Genomic DNA, 24,544 nt, shown 5'->3' with positions numbered 1-24,544 from the left:
ATTACTTTCGCTTTTCAAGCATTTGCTGGTATACCTTAAGATACTTCTCTACCGCTATGTTTAAATCAAAAATCTGCCGTGCTTTTGCCACATCTGGTTTAAAGAAACGGCTATCAATCTGTTTAGCCACTGACAAATATTCATTCTTATTCAACTCGGAGATTACAATTCCTCCGTTGGTTTCCTTGATAATTTTCTTCACATCCCCCACTCCACTGTTGGTAACCACTGGAATTTCCATAGAAAGAAGCTCTCCCAGTTTTGTAGGCGAACTTGCTATTTTAGAAAAACATGGTTTTATAAAAAACAGGCCGAAGTCTGATACACCTACATATCTTGGGTAGTCCTTTTTAGAAACAAACATTGCTTTGACCCTATTTACAGGTATCCCATGCTCGAAACACTTCTCTTCAATAAACTTGTCAGAAACTGGAGAAAATAACAAAAAGAAAGCATTAGGAATGACATTAAGCAGCACCCTATAAAACTCCAGCATCTCATCTAACAAATACCAAGTTCCTATAGAACCTACATAAGTCAATACAAAATCATCAGGGTTTATCCCCAACTCTTTACGAACATGGAGCAACTCTTCCTCTGCAGGTTTTTTATAAAAATCAAAGTCACAACTACAAGGAATTACAGTTATGCCCACCTTTGTCTCTTTCCACGATGGCCATTTTTGAACCTCCTCTTTTCCTGCCTGAGTCAAACTGATAATAGCGTCTGCCTCTTTTACCAGCTCTGATTCCAATGTCTTAAAATAGTTAAAAGCGAACTTATAAACTGGGTTTTTAGTATTCCAGAGCCCACCTTCTACCCTCTCATCTACCCAAAAACCTCTCATATCAAAAATAATTGGAACTTGAAATTTCCTTTTCATAGCCAAACCAATGATGGCTGGCAGGTAACTCCTGCAGTGAATAATGGAAAACTCTTTTTTCTGAAAGAGCTTCGTTACTATTTTTTTTAAGTTCCTGATATTTAATAACGTAGACACCCCAGGAGGAGATTTCTTGTACATTACTGGATACCAGTCAATCTTAACATCCTCAAGTGCATACCTAATCTTCCCCCCTAGCTCTTCAAACTTGTCTTCTTTCTCACAGCTCACTACAGAGAATTGGAACCCCAGCTCGGAGAGTTTTTTTAAATAAGGTATAACCTGCGACTGCCCCAAAGGATCAGTCATCCCATCATAAGAGATATATAAAACGCTTTCTTTCATTGTAAATACTTATCCCAATACACCCGCAAATGTTTGATCCGAAATATGATTTCTAAACAAGGACGAGTCATGCTTTTTAAACCTGAATATGCAATAGAACTTTTATTACCTCGCAAAACAACTTCAAATCAGTGGCTTCGCTAAATTTTGCTCCTCATGGATAAAGCTATATTTCAAAAAGGAAAAAAACATGATTCTATGTCAGTTAACAGCATTCGGAATAAAAATAGACCTTTCAGCCCATCTATGAAAAATAATAATAAGCCAAAGCCTATGAAAAAGATAATCTTCACCAGCTAAGAAACGCTTTTTTAGCGAATCAATATATGAAAAATTTAAGACTCCAGCACCCTCTACCACAGACTTGGACAAATACTTGTCCAACAATTCGGATAAATCCTTTTTCAACCAATCGCCAAGAGGAATGGAAAAGCCACGTTTAGGCCGCTGAAAAAATGCTTCGGGCAAGTACTCATGAAGCACCTGCTTGAGCAGAAATTTGCTGTCCCCTTTCCTTACTTTTAAACCATAAGAAAGGTTCAACGCAAATTCAATTAACCGATAATCCAACAAAGGCTCACGAGCTTCAAGCGAACATTTCATACTAGCCCTATCTACTTTTACCAGCAGATCGTCAGGGAGGTAGTACTTCAAGTCAAAAAGTGCTTGCTCTTCTGCAACACTGAGCTTGCGCTTAACACATATAGCAGAAATACTATCCTGCTGTTCCCAATAATTGGGACTCAAAAGTTGTTCTATTTCCTGGTATGAAAAATAATATTGTTCCTGGGAGAATATATGTTCTTTTAGCAACCCTTTGCTAGGCGATCCCACTAAATCTCCCACCCGTTTAATACGATTACTCTTTATACTCTTCAAAAAAAATGATGCAGGTTTTCTAAAGGCGAACAAAAAAGGGTTATTCATCCTTTCAGCCCAAGTATAAGCACCATAACCCAAAAAACACTCGTCCCCTCCGTCACCGGTGAGCACTACCCGCACATCCTTTTGTGCAATAGAAGAAACCAAATAAACAGGCAAAGCAGAACTATCAGCAAATGGTTCATCGAACTGGTCCATAACCGGAAGCAGATGGTCTAAGGCATCTTTTTCGGACAAAATATATTCAGTATGGTCGGTCTGTAAATGCTTTGCTACTTTGCCAGCATAAACAGCTTCATTAAAGTGGGCTTCCTTAAAACCGATAGAAAAACTTTTTACTGGAAAATCCGAAACTGTGCTGGCAATAGCCGTAACCAGACTCGAATCAATGCCTCCACTTAAAAATGTACCAACAGGCACATCACTGACCATTCTGTAAGCAACAGAAGATTTCAATAATTCATGTAAATGCCGCTTGGCAGAAGGGTAGTCTGAAAAAGCAGAAGCTTCCACTTTCTTTTCGGGCTGCCAATAATGCGTAAGATCAAAACTACCATGTTGCACAATGGCATAAGCACCCGGCGGAAACTTACATATTTCTTTATAAATAGTATGTGGCTGAGGAATATACCCGAGATGGAAATACAGGTTCACCGCTTGACTATTGAGCGAAAGCCGGTTTTTAATCTGATCAACTGTTAATAAGGATTTGATTTCAGAAGCAAAGAAAAGCTCGTTATCATTAAAATAATAAAAAAGCGGTTTTACACCCACCCTGTCCCTGAAAAGGTAGAGTTTGTTTTCCATTAAGTCATAGATAACAAAAGCAAACATGCCATTAAGCAAGTGTACAAATTCAGGTCCCTGCCTCACAAATAGCTCCAGAACTATTTCAGTATCGCATGACGTGTGAGCAGTTAGGCCGAACTGACTCTTCAGCTCCCGAAAATTGTAAATTTCACCATTATAAACGATAACATACCGACCGCAAGCAGAATAAAAAGGCTGGTTTGCCGTAGCAGACAGGTCAAGCACTGAAAGCCGGGTATGCCCTAAAGCTGTACAACGGCCGTTAAAATCAAAAGAAGCAGTACCTGTGGCATCTGGCCCTCGATGGGTCAGCGATTGCGCCATGTTAGCGACCACCGCTTCTGGACAAGCTATTTGGGTATTAAAAAAACCTGCAATTCCGCACATTATTTACATCCTTTCACATAATAGCATTTCAAATCCTGATAATAGGTAACAGCCCCTCCCGAAACATTTTTCATACCATATTTTTTAAACCAAGAGACAACCATACTGACCTTTTGAGGGTTATCATATCGAGGAGAAAACATATCGAAGGTATCTAGCACCACCCATTCACGAAGCTGTTTCTTTGACAAATTTTTCGGCAAGGTGTTTCTGATATCACAAATAGGCAAAAATCTTGTAAAAGCCCCAAGTCCGATATTATGCAATGTTTTTGACAACTTTATTAGCCAGCCAGCATGGGTATTTATTAAAGAATAAAGCTTTTCAGGAGCCATCTTTCTTGTAAAGGGCCGAAAAAGGTACTTTGCATGCAATTTAGTCCACCAGCCAAGAATAGGGTAAAAGTCCACCACCAACTCGCCTCCTGGTTTTACCATGTCTACCAAACAAGCGATAGACTTTTCAAAGTCAGGAGTATGTTGCAGAACGCCAAAGCAAAAAACTTTGTCAAAAGAGGCTTTCGCAAAAGGGAGGTCATAAATGCTCGCCTGAAACAAATGAAGTCGTTCATGAGGGCCATTGTTGTTAAAATTGGCCTCCACTGCATTCGAGTAGTCTACACTATATAAATTTGCTTCGGTATGCTGAAGAACTACTTGAGAAAAGCGACCTGCACCAGAGCCTACTTCTAAAAGATCTTTGCCTTTTAAATTATTTTTATCCCAGCCAGTTACACCAAAAAAGCGCTCCCGGGATATATTGCTTTGAGAATGGTTGTCTAATTGAACCTTATCAAATAAATTCCATTGAAAAGAAAAATTATCAGCATAATTGGCACTGTCTACAAATCGGTAAGCGCCATGTTTAAATTCAAAAACAGCACCTGAACGGTCAGCGAGGTGTCCAGTAGCCTGCTTTACCAATTTTTCTTTATTATAAGGATTTATCAATTGAACCATTTTCAAGCTTTAAAAATCAGTTTCTTCATAAGAACCAGACCTTTTTTTGAAAAAACGCAAGTCGGATATGCCTTAAATGCTTTAAAGAAATAAGACCTTCCCTCAGGAAAAAATTTAGCTTCCAGCAAATGCAAAGCACAATATAAGTAAAGTTGGCTTTTTATCACATGCATATACCTATCATAGTATTTCCGAACAGCATCATCCTCTAGAAGATATTGATAAAGCTTTTCTATCCTTAAAACAACAGTGTTTTTTTCAATGGCATTAACGCTCCTAGCCACATGCTCGGTAAGACAAGCAGTAATATGAGACGATGCATGGATTTTATATCTAGCCGCCAACCTCATCCACAGTTCATAATCTTCGGAGCCAATAATATCAAGATCTGTATTGAATCTATGTTTTTTTATGATATCGCCCCGAACAAAAACACCTATACAACTCAGGAAATTTCCATAAATCAAGCGTTTATTGATATCTCCCTTGCTTTGCATCTGCATGCGTAGGACACCATCCAAAGATTTTATTTCATAAGATAAATGAAAAACTTCAGGATTACTTTTATCTTTTGCCATTTGTAAGGCCACAGCCAAATGATCTTCATACAAAAAATCATCAGAGTCTAAAAATGTAACATATGCCCCTAAGGATTTATCTATACCAAAGTTGCGAGCAATGCTACGTTCTTCATTCGCCTTTCGAAAATACCTGATGCGCACATCTTCAAAACTCCGAACCACTTCTTCTGTACCATCAGTACTTCCATCATCTACCACTATAACTTCAAACTCATGAAAACTTTGCTGAATAACAGAACGCAAAGCTGCAGCAAGATGACCTGCGCGGTTATAGGTTGGAATGATAACAGAAAAAAGTGGTCTTTCACTTTTCATAGACTTCCTTTAAGCGTTCTAGGAATTTACTCAGGCTAAACTGCTCTACACTTATTGGCCCCTGCTGAACAATACGTTGCCTAACATCTTCATTTTCTAAGATTTTCCTTATACCTTGATAAATTTGTTCAGAGCTTTTATAGTCAACAACAATAGCATTTTCTTCGTCTTTCACAAAATCAGGAGCCACTCCAGACATCGTAAAAACAGCAGGAGTGCCGGCAGCTAATGCCTCAACGTAAGTTTGACCAAAAGCCTCAACTTCTTTATCTATAGGCACGTGCACGAAAACATCTAAAAGGTGGTAAACATCAATTATTTGACCTTCAAAATCAACCAACTCATAAGCCGAATCAGGCATCGATGACAGCATCGACATAATCTTTTTCTTCTCAGGCCCAACAGCGTTAAACAACAACAGCTTAGCCTTGGGATATTCCTTTAACAATAAGCTAAAAGCTTCAACTATATATGCTACACCTTTCAAATGCACAAACCTAGATATGGCTCCAACAACAGGATAGTTATTGCCAACTTTATACTTGTTTTTGAGTGCTTCTACGTTAAGCTTTTTCTGAAAAAGTTCAAGCTTAAAACCATGAGGAAGGTGTATGATTTTGTCAGCCCTTGCCCTTTCTTTAATCAAAACTTGTTTGACATTTTCAGAAATTGCTATGATATCGCTCGCCAGACAATTGAACACTTTATCAAACCAGACCCCTTTTGGATGATACTGGTGATGAATATTTGAATAATGCCTCGTATATATCCTTTTTTTCACCCCTGCCAGTCTAGATGTAGTAAGGCCAACCAAACAAGCATCATATAGGTGACAATGGATTATGTCCGGCTTAGTGGCTTTTAATAAAACATACATTTTCAAGAAAACCTGTATAAGATCTTTTTTACCTCTAAACTTAATCCGTCGAACCTCTACCCCTTTCATTTCTTTCAAAGAAAGCTCAAGCGGCGTTTCTGAAGGGTTCATAAGAACAACAGTACACGCATACAATGAACTTACTCCTTCAATCATCCATTCCAACCCATTTGAAGAGGATACATTAGAAACAATATGTATAACTTTTTTCATTAAAGACCTATCTGATCAGCACCGGAAGCCCTTGCGAAAGACCCATTTCTTAGAGAATTCACTACCACTTTGCCCTTTATCAAAAACACGGCAAGAAGCACCATTGACACCCCTTCGCCAACATGAATGATATTTACCCAAAAAATATCAACAACCTCATAAATTAATACATAGTTAAGAAAAATGATCAAGAAAGACATTCCAAGGAGCAGTAGCGTATTTTTAACAGGGTACTTAAACGCATTAATTTCTTTATCAAAATAATAAGCAATTAAAAACTGGGAAAACTGGGATACTCCAACCCCAATACAGACACCAACAATACCTAAATATTGGGCCAAGACATATATAGCCGCTGCTGTAAGCACCAAGCTTACCAGATTAATTATTGGCAATAAATAAGTTTTTTTATAGTAGAACAAACTAAAAGAGTAAACTATGTAATAAGCCCTTCCAATAAAAGCAAAAGCCAAAAGCGGAATGTACAAATAGGAATCCCAGTAACCTTCTTTCAAGAAGTTAAAGATGACAGGATTGACAACTGCAATCAAAGCCCAAATAGCTATAAAAGAGATCAGCAAAACATTGTTATAGTACCGCTCTATAATAGCACCTTTATTTTCCTCCTCCCCAATATAGGTTTCCATCAAATTGGGCGTAACGGCATTCCAGTACCCCATCAACAAAATACCTATAGGCGCTGCGATGGTGACAGCCAAGTTGTAGATACCTAACTCCGATAAAGAAAAAAATTGGTTCAAAAAGATTTTATCAATTGCAGCAGAGGTATTGCTGATCAATGTGTACAAAACCACAGGGTATGAGTACAAGTAAACGTCTTTTACTACTGAAAAGTTAAGCTTAAACCCAGACTTCAGAAACAACAAAATATAAATAGGCGCTGAGGCTAAAATGGTTCCTACAGCCTTTCCGGCTACACTTCCCCAAGCACCTTCTTTCAAATAGACCACCCCGATCAAGCCACCGGCTGTTGAAAGTACAAAAGGTAAAAGCGAGACAAGTACAGCGTTTTGCAGTTTCTGAGCAACTCTATAATACTGAAACAACAGCGCATTCATCGAAAGAAAAATGGCTTGAAAAAACAGAAACCAGCCATAATCTTCAAAAGGCAATTTCCCTTCCCCAAAAAAACGCAATATCCAATCACCTGTAAAGTACAGGACAGCAGACATTAAGGTACACTTGAGCAGCACTACAGACAGAAGGGTATTCAGAAATTCTGAAGTCTTTTCGGGTGTTTCGTTATGATCAAAATAGAACCTGTTTATAGCTCCATCCATCCCAAAAAGCAACAATAAAGATATGTATGATTGAGCAATGGCAGCCAAAGCCAACACCCCAAAATCTGCCGGAGACAAATAGGTGACATTGACAGGTAGCAGCACAAAAGATGATACAAAAGGGATAAATCCTAACAAGGAGTAGAGAACCGTGGCTTTTGCTTGCATTTTCATCAAACTGCACCTCCCAATAATATATTCCTAAGCCTTTCTGTTGCCTTACCGTCAGTATACTTAAAAAAGGTTTCTTTCAATACCTGCTCCTTGTTTGTATCTAAATGCTTAAAAGCTATATTTTCAATATTAAAATCCCAAAAGTCAAGTACCGGAACAACGTTCAGAGCGGTTATATTTTTATTAAAAACGGGATAAGTATCAAAAAATATACATTTTGAATACAAAATAGCCAGCGGTGACAAGGTAGATATATGGATCAAAAAGCAGCCCTTTGCTTTTAAGATATACTCCATGGTACTGCACTCAGTGATATATTCTATGTTGCTGTCCCTCAAAAAATAACTTTGGGAATAGGATTTTGGGTGCAATTTCACTTTCAACCTACTTCCCCTAGCTTTACAAAAAGCATTTAGTTTGTCATAAAATTTATTTTTCACCTCTACAGGCATAGAAAAATTGCTATCCTCTACAAAAGGCGCATCTATCAACAAGTAAAAATCTTTTCTTTCAAAAGAAGCATTTTTGTTACAATACTGGAAGAAATCATCATAGTTTGGATTCCCGATATACTTTAAATCCTCCTCTTTAAGCCCATCCCGTTCTATCAATCCTGCCGCATTTGTTTCTGTAAAATTCACATACATGTCTGCTTTACGTAAAGAAAACCGGCACTTGGCCAACCCATTAGTTATCCCAAACCTATAACGGTAATAAATAAATGCAATAAAAGGGATTAAAGAAAAGGTGTTCTTAAGACGAAAAGCTCTAAGATAAAATATTAGAGACTGCACTTTACTCCTGTATCCTCCTTTACTTTTCTGTACCTTGACAGTCTCTTTGGCATAAGCTGAATGCTGTACTTTAATGCCATGTTCAACAACTAAGGTAGGAATGCCATAATTTTTTGCGGCAATGTTTAACGCAACCTGATAAAATGATTCTATATCATGAAATACGACCTTGTCAGGCTTGACCTGGTTTAACAAATCATAAGCGCTTTTGAAGTCATTCCAATAAACTACCGACAAATCATCGCTGCACTTAAGAGAGGGTCGCTCAAAATCATAAAGGTACACAAAGTCAATTTCCTCAGCCATTGAGAAAAAAGCCTGTGTCAAATCTTTGCGATGGTAGTCCCAGTTTATTAAAATCCTCATTCACCTTGATATACGCAGCTTTAAGAATAACGGTCAAGTATAAGATTTAAGTACGTGATTCGTTTTGTTCTATACCCAATATACTGTAGATCTTCTCTTTAACTCTTTCCTTCTCCGTATAATTCAAATATTTTATACCAGTAGAAAAATGCCTCTGGATTTGATTTTTTAAGCCTGTTTAATCTTGGCCATAATGGTTCTCCGATAGACCAATCCTTCATGATTTTGGGATCTCCATATTTTTCGATAATCACTTTCTTGAATTGCATTAGAACCGCTAAATAAGCTGCTTTGGAAGCAGCAATAATGGCTTTGTCAATATGGAAGGTTTCTGAAAAAATAAATCTAGATACCCTCTGAATACCTGTTTGTAGTTCTGCAAAATCCCCTTTTCCTTCAACTCCTCTACTGACGATGCATAGTGCAGTCTGATAAATGTCTTCAAGTACACCATCAACCTTCTCTTCACATTCTCGGTACTCAAGTTCAATAGTGGCAAATGATTCGAAAGTAGCTTTTGCCAACTCACCGTCTTCAGCTATATCGATAAGATTACCAATATCATAAAGCTGCTTTAATATTTCCATGCTCATACTTGTTTTTCCTTTGAAGTATGGAATACCCGTCGTGTTGGGCGCAAAAGCGGTTAGTTTGTCTCCTAGAATGTCTTCTTTAGATGGAACCTTTACCTTAATTAGATCACCATCTGAGACAATGAATGCTGAATCAATTGCAATTTCTTCAATCTTTTGGTATCCTACTTTTTCAAAAAGTATATCCAGTAAAATACTTTCCTCTTCAGCTTGTGTTTGATGAACTGGTTTGTAGAAGAATTTGTAATGAGCTTTTCGAATTTTGGTTGCAGCTTTTCTTTCCTGAAGTTCAAATCGTGTAAACCCTTGGGATTTGAGCAAACCATTTAATTTCTCCTCTAAACCTTTTGGCTCATTTTCTATGATTATATCGATGTCTATTGAGAGTCTTTTTGATGAATTCAAAATCAACATCAAAGCAGTCCCTCCTTTAAATACAAAATCTACATTCTGCTTAACTAATCCTTCAAGTAGAAGTAATGCTCTGATTACTTTTTCTACCAATATCTTATCAGCCTTTCTGTTGGCTGTAGATACTTTGGTTATCCATTCAATATGTAATGAATCCTTACTTATCATTATCAAATTATTGGCAACAAATCAGTATTGCTGCCGATATTTAGAAATTTCACTTAAATAATTATCAAGTTCAGATCTTTTTCTCCTTCTACTGGCATATCTGAGCATTTTATTTTCACTTATTGCATACTTTTCGAATGCTTCTTTAAAAATATGATCCATTTCTGATCCTTGTTGTGCACTAAAAGTTAATGGATCACAAAAGATGTCAACCAGCATTTTCTCTAATGTTACAGTAGTAATTCCTTTTATTTGCTGTGTCGGTGACTCAGAAACAAGAGGTTTTACAATCCAAGGTTCCTTCTCATCAATTAAGTATCTTCTGATGAATTCAGGAGAAGGATCCATATAAACCGACATGTTATTATCTTTTAGGAAGTAAAATAAACTTTCCATTCCCACCTTTTCAACTTCTATAAGTTGGTAGAATCTACCGGGCTGGTGAAGCATGAACTCGTTTATTATAGAAGTACTCCAAATGCAGACTGAAATAAAAGGAAATTCTGCTACGATCTTTTTATAGACTGCGATTTGTTTGTTTGTTAATTCAGGACAATAAGTCTTTCCAGCGCCAATCGTAAATTTCCCACGGCCAATCCTAGTGAGAACACCTTCCTGAACAAGATAATAAATCCTCCAGTTGATAGTTGCCTTTTTCACTTCCGGCTCTTTCAATCGATAAAAACTCGTCAATTCTGAAGTAGAGAATTTTGGTTGGTTCCGGAAATGCTTCCTTAAGTCGTCAATATGAAGTTTGCCCTTTGCGATTTCTATCTATTTTGGCATAAATATACACAACTATATTTTGGCAACAAAGCTTATTTGCTGCCAAAAATTAGATTTTGTGAGAGAGGTAAATTTTAGTTCTTTTATTTTTTTCGGGGTTGCCTGTCAAAGTGGCAAAGGAGAAATTGTATTGATTATAGTGTCAAGATTATACAAATCCATTTTTTGCTAGAAGTTCGCAAATCTGCCAGTCAAGCATGGTATCTATATCATAGGAAGAAGCTTCATCCATCACATACTTCTGAACTTTAGAAAATTCATTCATTGGCGATCTTCTAAGCGCATCTGTATTGATCACATATACAGCACCATTCAACTCATATACTACAGGAGCAGATTGCCGAGTGGAAAAAGTAGCCTCCGCAAATTTCTTTAAATACCCCTCCTCCGTTTCTTTCATTAGTTTAAAGTAAGGGTTACTGACCGTTTCCTTGACAGAAACCACCATATCCAAAGACGGCCGGTAAAGATCAAGCGCTTCCTGCACATGTTTCTTTTTCCTAAAAGGTGAAGTAGGCTGGAGCAAAACCAGTTTTTTATAATGCATACCTCGGCTACTATAATATTCAAGTGCGTGCAGCAAAACTTCATGCATACCGGCATTGTCAGATGCTAAAGCCAGAGGGCGTGTAAAAGGCACCTTCAAACCTGCTTCTTCAACAACATGCTTGATTTCCTCACTGTCTGTACTTACGCAAATATGGGAATCATCGGAAAACGCTCTTGCCAAATCAATTGAGATATGGATGAGCGGTACGCCATTCAAAAGTTTAATATTCTTTCCAGGTACACCTTTTGAACCACCTCTGGCCGGTATCAAAAATAAAGTATCAGACATTAAAATTGTATATATTTCCAGTCTTCCTGTGCTTTCTGGTAATCTTCCATCCTGCCTATATCTAACCAGTAACCAATAACAGGCTCAGCCACAAGTTTCATTTTATGTTCCACCACTTTTTCCATTATATCCGTAGCATTGCACAAGCTGTTTTTAGGCACATATTCAAGCAAATGCTTCCTTAACAGGTAAATTCCCGAATTTGTATAGTAAGTGTAGGTTGGTTTTTCTTCCAACCCTTTTACCAATGCCCCATTTAAAGAAAGCACAGCAAAAGGGACAGATACTTTATAAGGAACAGAACCTACCAGCATATCTGCTCCATGTTCTATTAACTTGTCATAAAGATGCTCAAAATCAACATTAGTCAAAATATCAGCATTCATGACCAGCAAATAATCATCTAAAATATTATCAATAAGACCCGCAGCACCAATGGTACCCAATGGTTCACACTCTTCTAGATAGTGAATATCCACCCCCATTGAACTGCCATCCCCAAAGTAATCGATGATTTGTTCTTTTAGGTACCGAACAGAGATATAAAAAGTACTGACACCATAAGCTTTTAACCTATTAATATTATGTTCCAAAATAGGTTTATCACCCACTTTCAACATAGGTTTAGGCACCTCGTTGGTCAACGGGCGCAATCTTTCTCCCTTGCCTCCGGCCATAATCAATGCTGTGGCGGGCAATACCCCCCGCTGTGTGTATGTATTGATTATATACAGCAACTTTTTGTCATCGCTTACCACTGGGGCAAGTTTAATGTCATAGTCACGAAGTTTCTTTATATCCCCTTTATTAAAACTCCCTTCTTCTAAATAGCAATAGTCGGTATTGGCAAAAAGCGCTACTCCATCATCGATAGAGAGTCCTTTTAACAAACCACGCCGAATGTCTCCGTCGGAAAGAGTACCTACCACCTTCCTGTCCTGGTCCACAACAAACAGCGCAGCCCCTTGCTTGCTGATGGTATTCAGTTTTTCCAAGCCATTCTTGGCCGTACTATTGATATCTATAATATATAAATCAGGATTACTTACCATAAAGTACTTTTTGCGGATTCCCGACTACCACCAAACCATCCGGCACATCATCAACAACCACTGTACCGGCGCCTATCACTACATTTTTTCCAATTTTCACTCCTTGCCTGACCACACAATTGGCACCTACAAAAGATTTAGCGCCCACAGATACATTTCCAGCCAGCACTGCCCCTGGTGCAACATGCGCATATTCTTCTATATAACACTCATGCTCGACTACAGCTCCCGTATTTACTATAACCCCATCAGCAAGGTAAGCCTGGCTATTTACATTAGCCCCTCCACTAATGAACACATTCTTACCTATTGTTATACTTTCCGACACATTAGCGCGACTATGAACAACATTTATCAAATGCACTTGACTGTCCAACAAAAACTGACAAATTCGTGCTCGTACATCATTTTCCCCAACACTAACAAAAGCCTCATTTTCTCTAAGAAAATTAATATGGTCACGCTCTTTTCCTATATATTTTAAATTGTACGGGTTTTTCTGCTTTTCCTCAATATCTACATAAGCCTGCACCTTCACACCATTAGTTGCCAAAGCGTCAAGAATTACAAAGGCATGGCCTGAATAACCAACAATAACAGTAGACTTTCCCATTAGGCAACAATTGATTTTAAAATATTGATAATTTTATCAGAAGTACCACCGCACCCATATAAATTATCTCCTTGATAAGCACCACGCATATTTACCGACTCAAGAGCATCAAGAATAGCTTTTTTTGAGACAGGGCAATGGATCACATTATCACCATGTTCACGACTTTTTTGTCGCTCGCCAATATTAATTACGTATTTATTAAAAGAGGCTGCTTCTATAATACCGCTTGAAGAATTTCCTATTACACATTTACAATATTTCATGGCAGAAAAATACCCTACAGCCCCTAAAGAGTCAACAAGATAGGTATCAGGTCGTTTATCAGTTAGTTCTAAAAAAACTTTCTTTATCTTTTGCCCTTCAAAATCAGCATTGGGCATAGTAATAATTACCGGATGGGTTACCCCCATCAAAGCATGGGCTATAACTTCTGCGCTGTCGCCATTATCAACGCCTCCAACTGTTTCGGGATGAAAAGTTAGCAACAGGGTTTCCTCAGACAAAGGGATTTGATAAGTCTTTTCAAATGTTTCGGGATCTAATAAAGGAATGTCTTGCAGCTTGTCCAAGGACAATGCCCCTACATGGTACACATGTTCATCACTCCCAAGCATTTCGGAAACTTTACTTGCAGCTTTCTCGGTAGCTGTAAAGTGATATTTAGACATAAGAGAAATACTATGGCGAAAGTAGTTATCAATTGCTCCCAACGAAGTTTCTCCACCATGCAAATGGGCAATTTTTATATTAAACGGTATTGAAGCCAATAATGCCGCATGCATTTCAAATCGGTCGCCCAAGCACAAAACGATATCTGTATGGTCTTTTACCCTCTCCCATACAGAAGAAAACTTTAGAGTAGTGACACCCATAGAGTCAGCAAGGGCCTGTGGGGTATCCCCTTCTATTAATGAATCTACCTTATCGTATATATAGAACCCATGAGACTCAATCTCCTGAAGTGTATATCCATACCTGTGCGACAGATGAGCGCCAAAAACAATCAATTCCGGTTGAAAAAAATCATCCCGAAACAGTTTATTTAACAATGGGAGCAAAATCCCAAAATCAGCTCTTGAACTTGTTAGTATCTTTATCCTCACTTTTCTTATTTAAGAAATCATCTAATGTAATTGGCTCATTTGCTTTCTTCCCTCTGGCTATTTTTTTCCCAATGATATCATCTACCATGGATGGTGGCAAACCTGCTGCCGGTCGTTTCAAGCAAATACCAGTTTCTGTAATCACCTGCCCCGCCTGTATATCGCACCTTGCATGAACACTCTTCCGCACCACCTCCATATTCTGCATTTCAGATTTGCCAGGTTTTTTAATACCGTCCCCCATAGCAATATCGATATTTCTTATGGCAGAAACCATCTTTTTCAAACCTTCCGGTTCCAAAGAGGCTTTATGGTCTGGCCCAGGAAGAGATTGGTCTAAGGTAAAATGTTTTTCTATCATTACCCCCCCCATAGCTGTTGCGGCAATTGGCACCTCGATACCTTCCGTATGGTCTGAATACCCTACCTGAACCTTAAAAGCTTGCTGTATAGATACCATGGCTTTGAGATTCACCTCTTCAAACGGGGTAGGATACTGGGAACTACAGTGCAAAACAGTCAACTTGCCTTTATCTAGACCATGGTTTTCCAAGGTAAAAATTGCTTGTTCAACCTCACCCATGGTAGCCATTCCGGTCGACAAAATAACAGGCCTCCCCAAAGACGCCACCTTCTTTAATAGAGGCACATTCGTCAATTCTCCTGAAGGAATTTTGATATATGCCACACCTAAATTATGCAAAAAAACGGCGCTAGTATCATCAAAACAAGAGGACAAAAAGCCAATATTTTTCAAACGGCATCTATCTATCAGCTTATAATGATCTTTTTCAGAAAGCTCAAGCCGCTTCAACATATCATACTGGTTTTCTCCTCCGGGCATATTCTCCTTTTGGTATTTAGCTTTTTGAGCATAAGGACTTACCAGGCGCTCTGTGTTATAAGTCTGGAATTTCACAAAGTCAGCACCAGCTTCTGCCGCCTTATCGATTAGCTCAAAAGCCATATCCAAGTCTCCATTATGGTTTACCCCAGCTTCTGCTATTATAATAGTTTTTTTTAACTTACTCATAAACGTACACTACTAGGCAGGTTTACTAAAACGCCCTCTAACGCTTCTGCGACACTCAAATCACTTTTCAAACTATCTTTAAAAATAGGCAGCTTATTCATCAAAACCCAAGCAGGTCTGGTAATAATCCCTGCCGTATTGGTTTCCTCTAAAAAAAGATCCCTTTCCTTATGGTTGTCAAGCAGAATTGCGTTAAGCCAAAAATTAGACGCCGCACCTGATGGCTCCCAAACCAAAGCTATTCCCTTGCGATGAAAATAGTCTTTATATAGTGTAGCCAAAGCCCGTTTGTTCTTCAAAAACGTAGAGAGCTGTTCTAGCTGAGCAACAGCCAAGGCTGCATTGAGATTGGGCATTCTGTAATTATAACCTACTGCGTCGTGATAAAACTCCCAAGAATGAGTTTTTTTAGCCTGTGTGGTCAAATGCCTGACTTGCGCTGCATATTCCGTGTCATCTGTAACAATAGCACCTCCTCCCCCGCAGGTGATAATTTTATTCCCATTAAAGCTAAACACCCCGGCCTTCCCAAATCTCCCTGTGTGCGTACCTTTGTAAAAACTGCCTAAAGATTCTGCCGCATCTTCTACCACTACTATACCAAACTTGGAGCAAAGTTCGGTGATTTTATCAATCTCTACAGGGTGACCATAAGTATGAACAGGTACACATGCCGCCACCTTTTGCCCTGATTCTTTTAAATAAGAACACCCGTCTTCGCCAACATCTACCTTTTCTTGTAAAAAAGCTTGAAGGCTACTATATGATAACCCTAAGGTATTTTTATCAATATCCAAAAAATACGGTTGGGCGCCAAGGTATGAAATAGCATTGCAAGTAGCCACAAAGGTAAAAGGTTGCGTAAGTACCACAGAACCACTAGACACCCCAGCGACTTTCAGCGCCACATGCAGACCACTTGTCCCACTTGAAACCGCTACAGCATGCTTTGCTCCTGTATACATGCACAGTTTCTCTTCAAAAAGATCTACATAAGCCCCTACAGAAGAAACATAAGTGGTATCTATCGTATCTAAAAGATACTTTTTTTCATTTCCTCCAAACCTAGGTTTGTGAAGAGGTATAGCACCTTCTTGTTTAAATGTTTCTTTTATGAAATGAATGACCTCTTCAAACATTATAAATATTTGCTTTGTACTTAGAAAGGTTTTCAGGTATTCTCATCCATTCTATGGTATGCGCCAACCCTTGATCTATGTTATACTCCGGTTTCCAGGCAGTCTGACCAGTTAATTTTGAATTATCGCCACAGAGACGGAAAACCTCAGAATTAGCAGGCCGTAACCTTTGCGAATCTTGAACAATAGTAGCAGAAGGGTTAATCTGGAGAATAATTTTTTCAGCCAGTTCCTTAATGGAAATCTCATCGTTCGTAGCAATGTTCACACTCTCCCCTACTAATTGCGAACTATTGGCCACTTGAATAAATCCACGCACTGTATCCTTTACGAACAATAAGTCTCTCGTGGGAGAAAGGTCTCCCAGCTTAATTTGCGCTGCCCCGTTGAGCAGCTGTGAAATAATGGTTGGGATAACCGCCCTTGCCGATTGTCTTGGGCCATACGTGTTAAAAGGCCGAACAATGGTAACAGGTGTCTGAAAAGACCTAAAAAAAGACTCAGCCAAACAATCTGCTGCTATTTTTGAAGCAGAGTACGGCGACTGCGCTTGTTTTGGATGACTTTCGTCTATTGGAACATAGTTGGCCGTCCCGTACACTTCAGAAGTAGAGGTGACCAAAACCCTTGATGTGCCAAGATCCTGAGCAGCTTGAAGGACATTTAACGTTCCTTTAACATTGGTATCTATATATGACTCAGGGGCATCATAAGAATAAGGTATAGCTATTAATGCAGCCAAATGAAAAACGACATCTACCCCTTTCATCGCTTTTCTGACACAATTAGCGTCTCTTATATCCCCAGACACAACTTCAATGGCCGCTATCTGATCTTTAGAGAATGTATCTAGCCAGCCCCAGCTATTCAGAGAATTATAATAGACAAAAGCCCTTACTTCACAGCCTTCCGCCAATAAGGCTTCTGCCAGATGACTCCCTATAAATCCATCAGCCCCTGTTATTAAAACTTTTTTACCTTTTAACATAAACGAATGAAAGTCCATAGTTGATTTCTACACATACAAGTCGACTGATTCTTCTTTCAAAAACATGACAATATCAGTACTTGGTTAGGCAACGTGTATGAGCGTAATTTGAAATAAAAACAATACTTTTTATTCCCTTTATAACCCCAACACAAACAAAGTGGCTGACGTAAGGTTGCTTCTACACACCATATAAGCCTATACCATATTTTGGGTTTAATATACGTATTTTTACAACCAAAAAAATCTGTCTATTTTTATACTTGAAATAAAAAGACACGCATGAATAAGATTCAAATGGTCGACCTTTACGGGCAATACCATAAAATAAAGTCCGAAGTAGACCAGGCAATATCTAATGTAATAGAAAAGTCAGCTTTTATAAATGGTTTCGAGGTAAAAAATTTTGAGGCCCAACTAGCAAAGTACTTAGGTACAAACTTCTGCATTGGGTGTGCCAGCGGAACAGACGCTTTGCAAATCGCTTATATGGCCTTAGGCCTAAAACCTGGAGACGAGATTATTCTGCCTTCTTTTACCTATATAGCTACAGCAGAAGCAGCTGCACTGTTAGGCCTGGTGCCCATTTTTGCAGACTCAGAGCCTAGCACTTTTAACATTGATCCTAAAGATATAGAAAGTAAAATTTCTGCTAAAACTAAAGCCATTGTACCAGTACACTTATTTGGTCAGTGCGCCAATATGGAGGAGATCTTAAACATAGCCCGCAAACATCAACTTTACGTAATAGAGGATACAGCCCAAGCATTGGGAAGCTCTTACACTTTCTCTACTGGCAAAGAAGCCCAAGCTGGCACTATGGGCGACATAGGTATTACCTCATTCTTTCCCAGTAAAAACCTTGGGTGTTTTGGTGATGGCGGGGCATTGTTTACTAAAAGTGGTGCTTTGGCAGAGAAAATCAGGATGATTGCCAACCATGGACAAAAGCAAAAATACTATCATGATATTATAGGCGTCAATTCGCGCCTCGACACTTTACAAGCCGCTATTCTCCAAGTAAAACTACAAAAGTTAGACAGTTATTTAGAAGCCAGGAGAAAAGCGGCAGCATTTTATGACCAGGCTTTGGGTAATATTGCTGAAATTGAAATCCCCAAAAGGGTTTCAAAACATGTTTTCCATCAATACACTATAAAAGTAGAAGCAAACAAGAGAGATTTGCTAAAAGAACATCTTAAAGCCAAGGAGATTCCATCCATGATCTATTACCCTTTGCCGATACATTTACAAAAAGCTTTTACAACTAAGGCTACTAAAGAGAATTCTTTGCCAATAGCAGAAAATTTAAGCAAGTCTGTCCTATCTTTGCCTATGCATACTGAGCTTGAAGAAGCACAATTGGAGTTCATTACCCAAACAATAAAAGATTATTTTAATTAGGCATTTTTACCTTTATAACCTGCCGGATGGTATATACAGAAAATATAAAATTTGCAGTTATAGGCTGCGGGCATATTGGCAAAAGGCATGCGGCAATGATCAGCCATAGTCCGGAAGCTGAGCTGGTTGCGCTATGCGATATTCAGGATCCAACAGTGCTCAATTTGGATACCTACTCCCACATACCCTTTTTTGCCAGCATTGATACTTTGCTAGAGTCTAATATTCCTATAGATGTTTTATGTATATGTACACCCAATGGCCTGCACATACCTCATGCACAAAAAGCTTTGGATAAAAAGATACATGTAGTGGTCGAAAAACCCCTCGGCTTAACAGCTAGTTCTTGTCAGCAACTCATTTCCAAAGCTCAACAAGTAGAGCGCCAAATATTTTGCGTCATGCAAAACAGGTACTCGCCTCCGTCTGTATGGCTAAAAGAAGTGGTAGAATCTGACAAACTAGGGGAGATTTTTATGGTTCAAATAAACTGCTATTGGAACAGAGACGAAAGGTATTACTCAAAAGGGAGTTGGCACGGGGACGAGAAGTTGGATGGAGGAACACTCTTTACCCAATTCTCTCATTTTATAGATATCATGTTCTGGCTTTTTGGAGATATAGATAATATCCAAGCCAGGATAAGGGATTTCAACCACCAACAACTAACCGACTTTGAAGACTCTGGATTTGTCAGTTTTGACTTTGTCAATGGTGGAATAGGCACTTTCAATTTTTCAACCTCTGTTTATAACCAGAACTTGGAAAGTAGCATGACCATAATCGGACAAAATGGAAGCATTAAAGTTGGGGGGCAATATATGAATGAGGTAGAATATTGTAAAATTAAGGATTATAGTATGCCAGAACTCCAAGCCTGTAACCCTCCTAACGATTATGGCGCCTACAAAGGATCTGCCGCTAACCACCATTTCATTATCAAAAACGTGATAGACACCTTAAAAGGCAGGGCTGTTGCCACCACTAACGCTACAGAAGGCTATAAAGTGGTTGACATTATAGAAAGAATATATAGGGCACGCTGAAAAACGCCCGAAACATAGATTTATTAATGAATATCTTATGGGACTAGTGCCGCAAAAATGGCTGTTCTGGCCTTATGCCAAAACAGTCCCTTTTACTTCTTCATAAACTGTTTGAATACCGCCTGGAAGTTCAATTTGGTGCTTCCATCCCAGCTCATGAAGCTTGGACACATCCATTAATTTGCGTGGTGTTCCGTCAGGTTTAGAGGTATCAAACTTCAATTCCCCTTCAAAACCGACAATACCTTTCACAAGCATAGCCAATTCTTTTATGCTTATATCTTCACCAGTACCAATGTTCACAAACCCAGATTTGTCAAAGTTTTCCATCAGAAAAAAACAAGCATCTGCCAAATCGTCTGCGTGCAGAAACTCCCTCTTTGGCGCCCCTGTCCCCCAGATTTCTACGGAAGACGCTTGATTACATTTTGCTTCATGAAACTTCCTGATCAAAGCAGGCAGTACATGAGAGTTTTTCAAATCATAGTTATCGTTAGGGCCATAAAGGTTGGTAGGCATAACAGAAATAAAGTTACAACCATATTGGCTCCTATAAGCATCGCACATTTTTATCCCAGCAATCTTCGCAATGGCATACGGTTCATTCGTAGGTTCAAGCGCTCCTGTTAATAGATACTCTTCCTTTAAAGGCTGTGGCGCAAACTTTGGGTATATGCAAGACGACCCCAGAAACATCAGTTTTTTGACTCCCTGAACATATGATTGGTGAATGACATTGTTTTGAATCATTAGGTTGTCATAAAGAAACTCAGCTCTATAGGTGTTATTAGCAACTATTCCGCCGACTTTTGCCGCTGACATAAAAACATACTCCGGCTTCTCGGATGCAAAAAAATCAGCCACAGCCTGCTGGTTCCTCAAGTCAAGCTCTTTTGAAGTTCTAAAAATTAAGTTTTTATAACCTTCTTTCTGTAATTTCCTTACTATAGCAGAACCTACCATTCCACGGTGCCCTGCAACATATATTTTACTATTCTTGTCCAAAACTTCCAGAACTTTTATTCAAAATAATTCATAATCTTATGCCCACCTTTTTTCAGAAACTCATCCCTTTTAAAGAGTGCAACATCTGCGCCTATCATATCTTTTACCAAAGCAGGCAAATCATATTTAGGCTCCCAACCAAGTTGCTTCTTTGCTTTTGTAGGATCACCAATAAGTAGTTCTACTTCTGTAGGGCGGAAATACCTAGGATCTACCGCAACAATTTCTTTTCCAATTTCTATCTGATACTCAGGATTTGTGCATTTAGTAACTTTAGCAGTCTCCTTTTCGCCCTCACCGGAAAATTCAAGTTCAATTCCCAATTCACCAAAAGCCATTCTCACAAAATCCCTAACGGTAGTAGTAATACCTGTAGCAATAACATAGTCTTCAGGCTTTTCCTGCTGAAGGATCAAGTACATAGCTTCTACATAATCCTTGGCATGCCCCCAGTCCCTTTTAGCATCCATGTTTCCGAGGTAAAGTTTATCTTGAAGCCCCAAGGCAATTCTGGCAGCAGCCCTTGTAATTTTACGAGTTACAAAAGTCTCTCCCCTATTTGGAGACTCATGGTTGAACAATATACCATTGCAAGCATACATGTCATAGGCTTCCCGGTAATTTACGGTAATCCAAAAACCATACATTTTTGCCACTGCATAAGGAGAGCGAGGATAAAAGGGCGTTTTTTCAGATTGTGGCACCTCCTGAACCAATCCATATAATTCAGAAGTTGAGGCCTGATAAATTTTTGTTTTTTTGGTCAATCCAAGCAGCCTTACCGCTTCTAAAATCCTTAAGGCTCCTAAACCGTCCACATTGGCAGTGTATTCAGGCGAATCAAAACTAACCTTTACATGAGACATGGCACCCAGGTTGTAAATTTCATCAGGCTGCACTTCCTGTATAATGCGGATAATATTAGCAGAATCGCTCAAGTCCCCGTAATGAAGCTTAAGTTTAACATTTTCTTCATGAGGATCCTCGTAAAGGTGGTCTATACGATCTGTATTGAACAAAGAGCTCCTTCTTTTGATACCGTGCACCTCATAACCTTTTTTCAATAAAAATTCAGTAAGATATGCTCCATCCTGCCCTGTTATACCAGTTATTAATGCTGTTTTCATGCTAACACTTAAAATATTTAAAAATTTTCATAAAATTATACCCCTAAATTTCACTTCGTCCTACTCCATTAATCCAGAAGTATAATTTCGTTATGTAAAGCTGTAAATATATCAATTTTACTAAACTTTATGCTTTAAATATGTAAAATTTAATAACGCTTATCGAATGCACAATTAATCAAAGTCTCCTATAATAAAAGATCAAAAGTATTTTTTCCACCAATACTGGAAGACAACAATTGCCCATATCCGCGCATGTACATCGCCTGGATTAGAAGAAAAAAGTTGCTGTTTAAGCCTTTCAATTTCTTCAGGATCAAAAATATCCTGTTCTTCAATAAACTCCTTGCTTAACAAATCGTCAACAATAAGACTTTTCATTTCTTTGCGGAACCATTTTAAAAGAGGGACTTCAAAGCCGTGCTTAGGGCGATTGTAAAGTTCTTTAGGCAAAATATCTCTATAAGTGTCCTGCAAGATCTTCTTTTTCATCTTTTTGTCTATCTTGCTTTCTTCAGGAAGAGAAAAAGCAAAATCCACAACCCGATGATCTAAGAAAGGCACGCGCACTTCCAATCCATGCGCCATAGACATCATATCTACTTTGTGCAACATATCACTGACAAGCACCAGGTCCATATCACTCCTTAAGATATCATTGACGGTGCTGTCTTCTTTTAAATACTTTAAAATATCCCCTTTTCGACTTTCAATTCCCCCCTTATCAATAGCAGACATGGTGCTTTCGGTAAACAAGCTATCCAGCCCACCACCTTTTGTAAACCCTGCCCAGGTATAATACCTGTCTTTTACTGACATGTTGCAGCCATCTGCCAGCTTTTGTAGCTGTCTTACTTTGTTACCAAACGATGTACTTCTAGAAGAAGGTAATTTATGCCAAAGAGGCCCTAGTTTTTGGATAATATCTATAACAGTCCCGCCTTTCCGGATTTTATAATCTCCAAAGTGTTTGTTATAACCAGCAAACAACTCGTCCGCACCATCTCCAGACAAGGCTACTTTTACCTCTTCTGAAGTATACTTGCTCAACATGTACATAGCAAGCGCCGAAGAGTCTGCAAAAGGCTCATCCATATAAGAAAGTACTTCATCTACATGCTCAAAAAGTGTATCGTTGGTCAATGAAAAAATGGTATGTTCAGTACCAAGTTTATTGGCAACCAGCTTTGCATAATTAGATTCGTCAAAAAAAGGCTCGTCTTTATAGCCTATAGAGAAAGTATGAAGCTTATCTGTATGGCGAGCTGCCAGTGCCGTAATTACAGAAGAATCAATCCCGCCACTCAAAAAAGAACCTAGAGGAACATCGCTAACCAATCTGCTCTTTACCGCATCTTCGAGCAGTTCCCCTAACTGCTTTTTTTGCCCTTCATAGTCTAAAGAGATAAATTTCCCCGCCTCATAAGGTATCTTATAATATACTTTATTCTCAACTTGCCTATTACGGACAGTCAAGTAATGACCGGGGTCAAGTTTATAAACATCCTGAAAAATGGTATTGGGAGAAGGAATATAATTAAAATGAAAGTATTGATAAAGAGAATGGTAATCTAAGGACTTAGGAATATTATATGAGGTCAAAGCCTTCATTTCTGAAGAAAATATAAATTTATCTTCATCGTAATAGAACAGCAAAGGCTTGATGCCAAAACGGTCTCTGGCTAGGAACAAAGACTTTTCTTCCTTATCATATACGGCAAAAGCAAAAAAACCATTTAAGTCATTCAACCCCTCTTTTCCATACTTAATGTAATGGTACAGTAAAACTTCAGTATCACTTTCAGACTTGAAAACTACACCTTTATTCTCGAGTTCCTTTCTGAGCTGGCGGTAATTAAAAATTTCTCCATTATATACTATTACATACCGACCACTTTCATCTGTCATAGGTTGACGGGCATTGCTGCTCACATCAATCACCGACAGACGCCTGTGTCCTAAGCCAATGAAATCGTCAACGAAACTTCCTCTAGAATCTGGTCCTCGTTTTGACAAAGTATCAATTGACTTTGCCATATTGATCATATAAAAACTACCGATTTCATTAAAGGCCAATATACCTGTTATACCACACATACATGAAAAAACTTTATCAATAAAAAACTCTTGCTAAGCTTATCCTGTAAAGTTAACTTAAAAATACTTTGTTCCTGTAACATTTAAACCTGAAATATTATTGCCACAAGCTGGTGAGCTTCCATTTTGCTCCTCATGACAATGTTGCATGACTCAGGATTGACAACTCCATCTTCAAAAATATGATATGGCACCGGTCGGCGTCCTTTCTAACTTATGCCAAAAAAAGGACTAGCCATTTATTCACTAAA

21 protein-coding genes are annotated in these 24,544 nt (G+C 38.6%); 2 read left to right on the top strand and 19 right to left on the bottom strand.

Annotated features, from left to right (window positions below; translation table 11 throughout):
* Position 1 precedes the first annotated feature (1 nt).
* The 16 genes from RCC89_06965 to RCC89_06890 form a co-directional block, all read right to left on the bottom strand.
* Complete coding sequence (locus tag RCC89_06965) at positions 2 to 1,228, bottom strand: glycosyltransferase (protein WMJ72902.1); 1,227 nt, start codon at positions 1,226 to 1,228, stop codon at positions 2 to 4.
* Between the two features lie 201 nt (positions 1,229 to 1,429).
* The gene (gene asnB / locus RCC89_06960; protein ID WMJ72901.1) at positions 1,430 to 3,307 is read right to left on the bottom strand and encodes an asparagine synthase (glutamine-hydrolyzing); all 1,878 of its coding nucleotides are present in this window, start codon (positions 3,305 to 3,307) and stop codon (positions 1,430 to 1,432) included.
* Complete coding sequence (locus RCC89_06955; GenBank protein ID WMJ72900.1) at positions 3,307 to 4,266, bottom strand: class I SAM-dependent methyltransferase; 960 nt, start codon at positions 4,264 to 4,266, stop codon at positions 3,307 to 3,309. The genes asnB (RCC89_06960) and RCC89_06955 overlap by 1 nt, the downstream gene beginning before the upstream one ends.
* Positions 4,267 to 4,268: 2 nt before the next feature.
* Positions 4,269 to 5,162 carry a glycosyltransferase gene (locus tag RCC89_06950; protein WMJ72899.1) on the bottom strand — a complete coding sequence of 298 codons (894 nt, stop codon included), beginning with the start codon at positions 5,160 to 5,162 and terminating at the stop codon, positions 4,269 to 4,271.
* A complete protein-coding gene (locus tag RCC89_06945) occupies positions 5,152 to 6,252 on the bottom strand; it encodes a glycosyltransferase (protein ID WMJ72898.1) in 1,101 nt (366 codons plus the stop codon). The genes RCC89_06950 and RCC89_06945 overlap by 11 nt, the downstream gene beginning before the upstream one ends.
* Positions 6,252 to 7,727, bottom strand: a complete 1,476-nt coding sequence (locus RCC89_06940) for an oligosaccharide flippase family protein (GenBank protein ID WMJ72897.1) — start codon at positions 7,725 to 7,727, stop codon at positions 6,252 to 6,254. Before RCC89_06940 ends, RCC89_06945 begins: the two co-directional genes overlap by 1 nt.
* Positions 7,727 to 8,887 (bottom strand): polysialyltransferase family glycosyltransferase, encoded by a 1,161-nt coding sequence (locus RCC89_06935; GenBank protein ID WMJ72896.1) that lies wholly within the window; start codon positions 8,885 to 8,887, stop codon positions 7,727 to 7,729. Before RCC89_06935 ends, RCC89_06940 begins: the two co-directional genes overlap by 1 nt.
* A 98-nt stretch (positions 8,888 to 8,985) precedes the next feature.
* Positions 8,986 to 10,059: a nucleotidyl transferase AbiEii/AbiGii toxin family protein gene (locus tag RCC89_06930; GenBank protein WMJ72895.1), complete on the bottom strand. Its 1,074-nt coding sequence runs from the start codon at positions 10,057 to 10,059 to the stop codon at positions 8,986 to 8,988.
* Positions 10,060 to 10,080: 21 nt separating this feature from the next.
* On the bottom strand, positions 10,081 to 10,752 hold the full coding sequence (locus RCC89_06925; protein WMJ72894.1) for a hypothetical protein: 672 nt from the start codon (positions 10,750 to 10,752) through the stop codon (positions 10,081 to 10,083).
* Between the two features lie 241 nt (positions 10,753 to 10,993).
* Positions 10,994 to 11,683 (bottom strand): acylneuraminate cytidylyltransferase family protein, encoded by a 690-nt coding sequence (locus RCC89_06920; protein ID WMJ72893.1) that lies wholly within the window; start codon positions 11,681 to 11,683, stop codon positions 10,994 to 10,996.
* A complete protein-coding gene (locus tag RCC89_06915; protein WMJ72892.1) occupies positions 11,683 to 12,735 on the bottom strand; it encodes a nucleotidyltransferase family protein in 1,053 nt (350 codons plus the stop codon). The genes RCC89_06920 and RCC89_06915 overlap by 1 nt, the downstream gene beginning before the upstream one ends.
* Positions 12,725 to 13,348: a NeuD/PglB/VioB family sugar acetyltransferase gene (locus RCC89_06910; GenBank protein WMJ72891.1), complete on the bottom strand. Its 624-nt coding sequence runs from the start codon at positions 13,346 to 13,348 to the stop codon at positions 12,725 to 12,727. Before RCC89_06910 ends, RCC89_06915 begins: the two co-directional genes overlap by 11 nt.
* Positions 13,348 to 14,454, bottom strand: a complete 1,107-nt coding sequence (neuC, locus tag RCC89_06905; GenBank protein WMJ72890.1) for a UDP-N-acetylglucosamine 2-epimerase — start codon at positions 14,452 to 14,454, stop codon at positions 13,348 to 13,350. Before neuC ends, RCC89_06910 begins: the two co-directional genes overlap by 1 nt.
* The gene (gene neuB / locus RCC89_06900) at positions 14,420 to 15,487 is read right to left on the bottom strand and encodes an N-acetylneuraminate synthase (GenBank protein ID WMJ72889.1); all 1,068 of its coding nucleotides are present in this window, start codon (positions 15,485 to 15,487) and stop codon (positions 14,420 to 14,422) included. Before neuB ends, neuC begins: the two co-directional genes overlap by 35 nt.
* Positions 15,484 to 16,626: a LegC family aminotransferase gene (locus tag RCC89_06895; GenBank protein WMJ72888.1), complete on the bottom strand. Its 1,143-nt coding sequence runs from the start codon at positions 16,624 to 16,626 to the stop codon at positions 15,484 to 15,486. Before RCC89_06895 ends, neuB begins: the two co-directional genes overlap by 4 nt.
* Positions 16,619 to 17,632, bottom strand: a complete 1,014-nt coding sequence (locus RCC89_06890) for an NAD-dependent 4,6-dehydratase LegB (protein WMJ72887.1) — start codon at positions 17,630 to 17,632, stop codon at positions 16,619 to 16,621. The genes RCC89_06895 and RCC89_06890 overlap by 8 nt, the downstream gene beginning before the upstream one ends.
* Positions 17,633 to 17,896: 264 nt before the next feature.
* Between RCC89_06890 and RCC89_06885 the strand changes: the two genes are divergently transcribed.
* Both RCC89_06885 and RCC89_06880 read left to right on the top strand, forming a co-directional pair.
* Positions 17,897 to 19,018, top strand: a complete 1,122-nt coding sequence (locus tag RCC89_06885) for a DegT/DnrJ/EryC1/StrS family aminotransferase (GenBank protein WMJ72886.1) — start codon at positions 17,897 to 17,899, stop codon at positions 19,016 to 19,018.
* A gap of 26 nt (positions 19,019 to 19,044) precedes the next feature.
* The gene (locus RCC89_06880) at positions 19,045 to 20,064 is read left to right on the top strand and encodes a Gfo/Idh/MocA family oxidoreductase (protein ID WMJ72885.1); all 1,020 of its coding nucleotides are present in this window, start codon (positions 19,045 to 19,047) and stop codon (positions 20,062 to 20,064) included.
* A gap of 72 nt (positions 20,065 to 20,136) precedes the next feature.
* Here RCC89_06880 and RCC89_06875 read toward each other — a convergent pair whose 3' ends face one another.
* From RCC89_06875 to asnB (RCC89_06865), 3 genes are all read right to left on the bottom strand, one after another.
* Positions 20,137 to 21,069: a GDP-L-fucose synthase gene (locus RCC89_06875; GenBank protein WMJ72884.1), complete on the bottom strand. Its 933-nt coding sequence runs from the start codon at positions 21,067 to 21,069 to the stop codon at positions 20,137 to 20,139.
* A gap of 14 nt (positions 21,070 to 21,083) precedes the next feature.
* Positions 21,084 to 22,196, bottom strand: a complete 1,113-nt coding sequence (gene gmd, locus RCC89_06870; GenBank protein WMJ72883.1) for a GDP-mannose 4,6-dehydratase — start codon at positions 22,194 to 22,196, stop codon at positions 21,084 to 21,086.
* Between the two features lie 201 nt (positions 22,197 to 22,397).
* Complete coding sequence (asnB, locus tag RCC89_06865; GenBank protein ID WMJ72882.1) at positions 22,398 to 24,293, bottom strand: asparagine synthase (glutamine-hydrolyzing); 1,896 nt, start codon at positions 24,291 to 24,293, stop codon at positions 22,398 to 22,400.
* Positions 24,294 to 24,544 lie beyond the last annotated feature (251 nt).

The organism is Cytophagaceae bacterium ABcell3 (assembly GCA_030913385.1).
Taxonomy (GTDB): Bacteria; Bacteroidota; Bacteroidia; order Cytophagales; family Cytophagaceae; genus ABcell3.
Note: the sequence above shows the minus strand (reverse complement) of the source record. Positions and strands in the feature narration are given on the sequence as shown.